9 protein-coding genes are annotated in these 6,232 nt (G+C 44.1%); 1 reads left to right on the top strand and 8 read right to left on the bottom strand.

Annotated features, from left to right (window positions below):
- Positions 1 to 313: transposase (locus tag F8S12_RS03010; RefSeq protein ID WP_196514742.1), on the top strand; the 313-nt coding region annotated here is incomplete at its 5' end.
- Positions 314 to 372: 59 nt separating this feature from the next.
- Here F8S12_RS03010 and F8S12_RS03005 read toward each other — a convergent pair.
- The 8 genes from F8S12_RS03005 to F8S12_RS02970 form a co-directional block, all read right to left on the bottom strand.
- The gene (locus F8S12_RS03005; RefSeq protein ID WP_196514740.1) at positions 373 to 1,026 is read right to left on the bottom strand and encodes a response regulator; all 654 of its coding nucleotides are present in this window, start codon (positions 1,024 to 1,026) and stop codon (positions 373 to 375) included.
- Between the two features lie 209 nt (positions 1,027 to 1,235).
- Positions 1,236 to 3,059, bottom strand: a complete 1,824-nt coding sequence (locus F8S12_RS03000; protein WP_196514739.1) for a hypothetical protein — start codon at positions 3,057 to 3,059, stop codon at positions 1,236 to 1,238.
- Positions 3,056 to 3,634, bottom strand: a complete 579-nt coding sequence (locus F8S12_RS02995; RefSeq protein ID WP_196514738.1) for a hypothetical protein — start codon at positions 3,632 to 3,634, stop codon at positions 3,056 to 3,058. Before F8S12_RS02995 ends, F8S12_RS03000 begins: the two co-directional genes overlap by 4 nt.
- 70 nt (positions 3,635 to 3,704) lie before the next feature.
- The gene (locus F8S12_RS02990; protein WP_230967750.1) at positions 3,705 to 4,220 is read right to left on the bottom strand and encodes a hypothetical protein; all 516 of its coding nucleotides are present in this window, start codon (positions 4,218 to 4,220) and stop codon (positions 3,705 to 3,707) included.
- A 164-nt stretch (positions 4,221 to 4,384) separates the two neighbouring features.
- On the bottom strand, positions 4,385 to 4,915 hold the full coding sequence (locus F8S12_RS02985; RefSeq protein WP_230967749.1) for a hypothetical protein: 531 nt from the start codon (positions 4,913 to 4,915) through the stop codon (positions 4,385 to 4,387).
- Between the two features lie 16 nt (positions 4,916 to 4,931).
- Positions 4,932 to 5,156 carry a hypothetical protein gene (locus tag F8S12_RS02980; RefSeq protein ID WP_196514736.1) on the bottom strand — a complete coding sequence of 75 codons (225 nt, stop codon included), beginning with the start codon at positions 5,154 to 5,156 and terminating at the stop codon, positions 4,932 to 4,934.
- Positions 5,153 to 5,386, bottom strand: coding sequence for a hypothetical protein (locus F8S12_RS02975; protein WP_179076110.1), 234 nt, complete (start codon positions 5,384 to 5,386; stop codon positions 5,153 to 5,155). The genes F8S12_RS02980 and F8S12_RS02975 overlap by 4 nt, the downstream gene beginning before the upstream one ends.
- Positions 5,387 to 5,389: 3 nt before the next feature.
- A partial coding sequence (locus tag F8S12_RS02970) for a ParM/StbA family protein (RefSeq protein ID WP_196514735.1) occupies positions 5,390 to 6,232 on the bottom strand: 843 nt, incomplete at its 5' end.

Genomic DNA, 6,232 nt, shown 5'->3' with positions numbered 1-6,232 from the left:
TATACCTGAAGAAAATGCACTAATTGGAATTAGCCAAACAGAATTTAAAACATTACATTCAATTCATTGGGGGATTGAATGCTACCACAGAGCGATTAAACAAGTATGTGGTATTGGTCGATTTATGGTGAGGACATCTGAGGCAATTAGAACTCACTTTTTTAGCGCAATTCGAGCTTTTACACAATTAGAATTAATGCGGGTAGAAGAGTTAATTGAAAATTGGTATGAACTCCAAAGAAATTTATCTCTTCAAGTAGCTCGTGACTTTATTTTAGAACACCTATCACAGAAGTTGGGATTTACTGCATAGTATCACTTTTCTGTCAATGCGTAAGTTCTAGTCTTGTCCCAAACCTGTAACTAACACGCTTACAACTTTTGCTTTTTGCAGGTAAGTTGTTCCAGGCCGAACAAGGTACGGTTCTTGACGTGCCATTTACTGTACAAATCACTGGCATAACGTTTGACTGTACTAACAGAGAGAAACATTTCTTTGGCAATCTGTTCAAAAACTAAACCCTGAGCCAGTAAACGCAGGACTTGTATTTGTCGTTCGGTGGGAGAGTCAAGCAAGTTTTTGTCAGCAAAGCTAGGGTCAATATATCTATTTTGATCAAGGCTTTTTAACAGTTTTTTAGCCAGCTTCGGGTCAAGCAGGCATTCATCAAAGTAAGCTCTCTTGATGGCTAGTTCAATCAATTCTACATCAGCACTTTTGAGCATATAAGAATCAGCCCCATGACGAAAAGCCGAGTTAATAAAGTCGGAATGAGTCTGATTAGTAAAAATCACCACTTTACTATTAGTCTTTCTTTTAATTGAGCGAGTCAGTTCTAAACCACTCATGTCGGGCAATAGTAAATCAACTAACACAACATCAGGGTTCATCTGTTCAATTAACTGAAACCCTAGCTTTCCAGAAGTGGCTGACGCTGTAACTTCTATGTCAGGAGATTTTTCAATAGCGCCTTTGATGCCCAAGAGCGTGAATGTTTCTGGTTCAACAATTACTATTCTCAGCATGATTTTATTAATCCTGTAATAATAAATGGCTGTTTATTGGCGGACTTATTATTGATGCTTCTGCCGTGGGTGTCCGTGCTGCCGTAGCAGTGCCGTAGGCTACAACCTATACAGGGTATGGATTACCGTGATTGCTGCCGTATGCCGTGGACACTCAGTAAAGCCAGTAAGACATCCCTTTTTATGACCACGGCATTACGGCAAGACGTTTACCAATTAGGCAGAGAGTAGCTATCATTCTCATCAGGATTTACCTTCTCAGTCTTAACTAATTCAGCTAAACCATCAATTAATTCTGGCTCTGAATAACCAGATAACCTGTCTGCTTTCTTCAAATCGCGTAATGTTTTTGGTGTTTTAGACTTCACATTTTGGAAGTATTCATAAATCTTTTTAGCTACTTCAGATAATGGTTTTGGATGTACATTATGAGCAGCATTTAAATTAAATTCCAGGTCAAATACTCTATCTATATATTCCTGCTCCGAAGCAATCGAGTTGACTTTATTAGATAAAAGGGGCATTAATGCCACAACAAAACCCCCAACGGAAGCAATCATAACTGGACGTAGGTTTTGATAGGAGACTGCTTTAATATCCAAGTATTTAGATTTAATTTGCTCCCGTTCTTGCTTACCTGGGATAATGTCACCTCTATTTAAAATCAATTCCAGCACCCCATAAGATTCTTGCTCCCTTCCATTCTTGATATACCTGTTACCTAACAACAATAAATTGAGACAGAGACGAGTTTGTGCATCCATCTTTTCAATACCCAAAGCTGCCAGATTAAAAGACTGTAGGGAGGCAATAAACTTAGTATTAAACTCTCGACCAATCAATAAAACGTCAAGTAATTTACCCCCATAATTCCAGTCAGAGTAATGCTTGCTTAATTGGTCAGCAATCACTAACCAATCATCCAGAATTAGAATCAATGGTGGTAAGGATTCGCGCTGTGATTCTGGTAGCTGTTTACGCTTTTTGTAGTCCGTGTAAAAGTTGTCAATTACCTCTTTGGCTAGGTCTGGGTTTTCCTGATCAAAGACAATTACCCGCCCCTTCTCGCGTAAACCACAGAAACTATCATTCTTAGCGCTAATTACCCAAATATCAGCATTAGGTGAATCCGCCAAAATCTTCTGAATTAAGTAATTGAGGGTAACTGATTTACCGCTTCCCGGTGCGGCAACTAAAGCAGTGGAACTATCGGCTCTGGCTAGGGCTTGCAAAGTATTTAGGGCAAGAGCTTCTGATGGGTCAAGGCTACCATTCGTATTTTGTTGTAATGTCTGCTGTTCAGAGCCAGTAACTTTATCGTCACCCCTGGCGATATCCTGCATTGATTGCCCTGGCAATGCGCCGACTGGTTGACCCGTTGCCTGTTGCAGTTGCACCCGTGCTTCGGCTTCTGCCCTTAACCTCACCTGCTCCTGAAAGATAGCTAACTCTTGCGGTGTCATTTGTGACAACTGCGCTTCTCTTACCCGTCTATTCTCCGCCCATTGGTGAAATTCGTAATCTAGTTGTGCGCTATATGCTTCCTTATGGAGCCTTAACCCGTACCAAAGTTTAGAAATTAGCCAATTGCTACGAATTTCTTCCCTAACTGAAGGCATTAGTTGGATTAATCGCCATTCCCTAGCTTTGGATAAGGTAAAGGCTCCTCCTAGAAAAAACACTGAAGCTAATCCCCACAAAGCCTTATCCGGGTTACTTGGGGGGATTATTCTTAAACGGGTTGCTTTGGTTGGCAGGAAGTTATCACGTTGAAACTCTGGGTTAGCTGGTGCATAAGAAGAGGCATAAAACTCCGACTCTGGCATTATGTAACGCTTGTTGGGAGTGCAGTACCTTTGACGGTTAACCGGATTTTTTAGTGTTGAGGGGATGAAGCAATATTCAATTAAACTAATCTGAGTGCCGGTAAATGACTTTGCCCCACAAATTAAGCCAATGGTTGCTAGCACCCCTACAGTGATATTGTTGGCTGTTCCTGATCGTAAATAATCCTCAAACTGCTTACGTTTCATTGGTTTCTTCCCCTCGTCATAGCTGCAAGCAACAACACTCCTAATGCTGCCAACCCGATCATTAACCAAGGGGTGTCAGTCTGGGGACTGGGCTTAACTTCGTACTGTCTTACTTCTTCATAGAACCTTGTCTTACCTGTCTTGGTCGCTCCTGACACAGCCCGATACTCGTCAAAAGCCACCCAAAGAGTTGCCCCTACACTTGCAGTTTGGGCAGTCGCCACCATGAAGTCTTTACCAATGTGGATTCGCCCGTCGTACTGAATTTTCGTGAGAGTGTTGGCGAAAAATAGCCCAAGTACAATGCTGCTTAAAGTGCCAGAAGCGATCGCCCCAATCCCTAGAGTTGTCAGTAAGCTCACTCCAGCATTGGCAGTAAACACACCCAGGAATGTAGCCAGTGCTTTGTTTAGCAGTTGTTTGTTACTGAAGACATCACGAATGGATTGCTCAAGGCGTAAGCCGTCTTCATCCTCTGGGGTCGGTTTTTCTTCAGTAGTTTCACCCCACATTAACGGTGTGGACTGTTCACTGGTGTTTTGGAACTGTGATAATAGGGAATCAATTTCATTCATGTTTACCTCGCGTGGGTGAAACAGAAAAAGCCAGAGTTTTCCGTCACTACTGGCTTTCGACTAATTACGGTTAGATGCCCATGAAGTTGCGGAACCACTGCCCTACTCGGCTAATCCCAGCAGTGCGCGAGTAATTAGGCTTGGGTATGCGGTCGGTTTTCGCTTCACTACCGTTTGTCCACAGTGCGCTAGTTACCGCAGTTTCATAAGCCCTATCCGCCGCATCTTGTGTCTCAGGCAGCTTGTTAGAAGCCTTGATTAAATCAACTTCATACTTAGCCAATGCCATAAGGTCTGCTGTGGCCCCAGATATCTGAATCAAGGATGAGCGTTGCGCGTGACGGGTGGCCTCGGCAGTGGTGGCGTTGACGTGTTCCGCCTGCATCTCGGACATCTCGTTTTTGAAGCGCTGTTCTCCTGTCTTACTGGTGTTGATAGCTTTCAGGGTTTGCGTACCGTGTTTTTGGGTCAATTGCACCAGTTCGGCATAGGCTTGGTTTACATCGCCTGTGGTTTCAATGATTTTCCGGTATGCCTCCAAAGCCTTGGGTAAATTGGCTTTTGCAGTGTCGGACAATCTCGCCATGTCTGCAATTTTGGTGATTACCGTTTGATCTCCCTGTAAGGCTTTGTTGAAGTCCGATGAGGACACATCAAACAGTCTGCCCATTGCTCCTAACGTACCGGGGGCATTCTTGGGAATATGGTTTTTGAGTTTCGCTCCTCCAAAATTACGTGCCATTTATTCTCCTAATAAGGTATGTTGTTGTAGTCGATATTTATCGGCTCTTGGGGCAATTCATCCCAGTAACCCATCTCTTCAAATCGGCTATAAATTCTCGTTGCCAGTTGCCTTACGGGGTCGTCCAAATCTTCGGAAATTAAATCAAATCTGTTGGAGCCAAACGCCAAGATATTTGCAATGTCCGCGTCAATCCCATTGCCCAAGAATTGACCAAATGCAGCAGAGTATGGATGGTCATCAATGCTTGAATGAGTTGCTAGAAATTCGGTTCCGGTGAAGGGTGGGTAATCTTCACTCTCGAATATTGGCTTGGAGAGTGCCTGAATATCTGCCTCAATGATTGCTGACCATTGTTCAGGATTTTCCGCTTTGAATTGCTCTAATCTCAGGGCGCGGTCAGTTAGCGGTGATTTGCCCCAATCGTTGGGATTTCTATAATCGAGTGCCATGCTGCTAAAATCCTTGTTAAATGTGTACTTGATGCATCCGATGGGCGATCGCCTTACTTTGGTCGGTGGGAGCGATCGCTTCATCATTAGTTCTCACAAAACCTCATGACTTCTTTCCTTGACTTTGAGTTTTTATCGGTGCGGTAGGTGATTCTCCTTGAGTCGGTTTCTGAAGTACATAGCTGATTGCACCTGCACCCCCCACGGCTGCGGCAATGGTGAACATATTGTTACGTCCGTTGTACTGAACTCCGAAATACCCAACGGCGATCGCTGCTGCTGTTGCTCCAATGCCTAAAACCGTGTTTCTGAATCTGGATTTGGTCATGCTGCCCCCTTGAAATTAGTGACCATTGCGCTAAGTGCCGATTTATTGGGCTGTGTAGATTGCGCTGTTTCAACTTTGGGCGATGGTTGTACATTGCCATGTTGAAAAATCAGCTTTTCTACACCTGCTGATAATGCCTGTGTCGGTGCGTCTTGAGGTAAATCAAACATCTTGCACAATTCAATTACTGCTAGGTAGGAGATGGTTATACGCCGAGATTCGTAATTCATTGATTAGGCTCCCAAAGATATTTGAGTTAATAGTTTCAACCCCAAAGCATTGATGAATTGGGGATTATTCAAGACCACAAAGCCTAAACCGGCTAGGTTTTGATCCACCACTGGCAAGGAAACACCCCCACCCCAGGCGACAAGGTATTTAGCGCGGTCTAGATAATTGCCAGCAGTCACAAAGTTGGCGAATTTCTCAATCCTGTTACTCCACCACTGATCTAGGCACTGGCTGTACTCGGTTTCAAACTTCTTGCCCGTGAGGTGGTTGCCGCCATAAGTAAAAGTGCCTTCAATAATCCCCTGGTTCACCAAACTGGGCGAGTGTTTCACATCCTTGGACAGCAGACTCACTCGGTCGTTTCGCTTGTCGAGCGCTTCTGCAATCAGGGTGTGCAGTTCACCCGCTCCACCTTCAATCAAGTGACGGTCAATCACTGCACCACTGCCGTTAAAAACAGTCACCAACCAAGTTGATGAACCGATATCGAGTGCGATCGCTAATTCTGACGGGTCTAGTATCAGGGATGCTTCACCAAACAAACAGTGAGCAATGCTTCCAAATCCTTCGGGATAAATCCCTGTAACCGCGATGTCAACTGTCTTGGTGACAATGGAACGAGTTACAGGGTGCAGATGCTCAAAGGTGTGAGTGCCTGATACTCTGCGTTTAATCTCAGTTGCCCAGCGTTCCGGGTTATGGTTGCTTAAACTAATTGAAAGTTTGACCCCATTGGGAATATTCAGAACTGCTAAGTCTGCAAGGATGCTTTCTAGTGCCAGTTCTGCTTTTTTGGCTTTATCTTCGTGCAACAGGGTGTGATCACTTTGTGCGATCGCCGCACT

The organism is Nostoc sp. WHI, assembly GCF_015714725.1.
Taxonomy (GTDB): domain Bacteria; phylum Cyanobacteriota; class Cyanobacteriia; order Cyanobacteriales; family Nostocaceae; genus Nostoc.
Note: the sequence above shows the minus strand (reverse complement) of the source record. Positions and strands in the feature narration are given on the sequence as shown.